1 protein-coding gene and 1 pseudogene are annotated in these 1,152 nt (G+C 66.2%); both read right to left on the bottom strand.

Annotated features, from left to right (window positions below; translation table 11 throughout):
- Positions 1-407, bottom strand: a pseudogene (locus ASE87_RS15645) (CPBP family intramembrane glutamate endopeptidase); the annotation flags it as partial.
- Between the two features lie 43 nt (positions 408-450).
- The gene (locus ASE87_RS15640; protein WP_056230371.1) at positions 451-1,020 is read right to left on the bottom strand and encodes a recombinase family protein; all 570 of its coding nucleotides are present in this window, start codon (positions 1,018-1,020) and stop codon (positions 451-453) included.
- Between the last annotated feature and the right edge of the window lie 132 nt (positions 1,021-1,152).

Raw genomic sequence — 1,152 nt, 5'->3', positions numbered from 1 at the left:
GTGAAGCCGACGAGAACACAGGTGAGCACCCACATAGCCAGGACGTCCGTCCCGATCGCCGCGTAGTCGACGCTCAAGAGGTGCAGAACGTTGAACCCCGCTACGACCACGACCACGCCCCACATCCATCTCCGCCCGCGGAGAGGCTGCCGTCGGAACAGGGCTCCAGCAAGGTCGGCCGACCTCGCGAAGATGACCAGAACGGCAGCACCGGCAGCCAGGGGCAGGACTGAACCGACGAGCATTGCGTTCGCGGCCGTCATGGACCATGTCGACGTCAACGACCGGGCGATCGCGACGGATGCAGCGAGGAACGCGAAGTAGACGCCTCCCGCCAGCACCGACGGCAAGAGACCGCCTCGAGCCCAGAACGCCTTCCAGCTCGAACGCGGATCAGCGACGATCATCAGCGAACCGATGCCTTCAACGCGAGGTGCAACCCGACGGTGATCACGCCTGGTCCCCCCGTTGGATGGCGCGATAGACGGTCGAGCGGGCGACGCCGAACAGCTCGGCGATCTCGCTGGTGGTGTGGGCGCCGGTGCGGTGGAGCTGCACGAGGTGCTTCTCCTGCGAGGCAGTCAGCTTGGGCTTCCGGCCGCGGAGCTTGCCGGCGGCCTTCGCGATCGCCATGCCCTCACGAGTACGGGCACGGATCAGGTCAGCCTCGAACTCGGCCACCATCCCGAGGACGTTGAACAGCAGCCGGCCCACTGGGTCGGCGGGGTCGTAGACCGCTCCCCCGAGGTTCAGGGCGACGCCCTTCTTCGTCAGTTCGTCGGCGATGTCGGTCGCGTCCCGGAGTGAGCGGGCGAGGCGGTCGAGCTTGGTGACGACCAGGACGTCGCCGGCACGGCACGCAGCTAGCGCTTCACGGAGGCCCGGCCGCGCTCGAGTCGTGCCCGATAAGCCGTGGTCAACATGCACGTGTTGATCGTCAACACCGAGCGCTGCGAGACCGTCACGCTGTGCTGCGAGATCCTGTCCCGAGGTCGAGACGCGGGCGTATCCGATGAGCATCCGACGACTGTAGCGTTCATACCCCCGTCACCGGGCATTTTTGCGGGACAGGCATACGCGAATACGCAGGCCAGGCGCCACTTGATCCCAGTCGGATAAAACGGGCCCAAGCAGGTGTCCGATGAACGACCG

Origin of the sequence: Frigoribacterium sp. Leaf44, from assembly GCF_001421865.1 — a bacterium.
In the GTDB taxonomy this organism is placed as follows: Bacteria; Actinomycetota; Actinomycetes; order Actinomycetales; family Microbacteriaceae; genus Frigoribacterium.
Note: the sequence above shows the minus strand (reverse complement) of the source record. Positions and strands in the feature narration are given on the sequence as shown.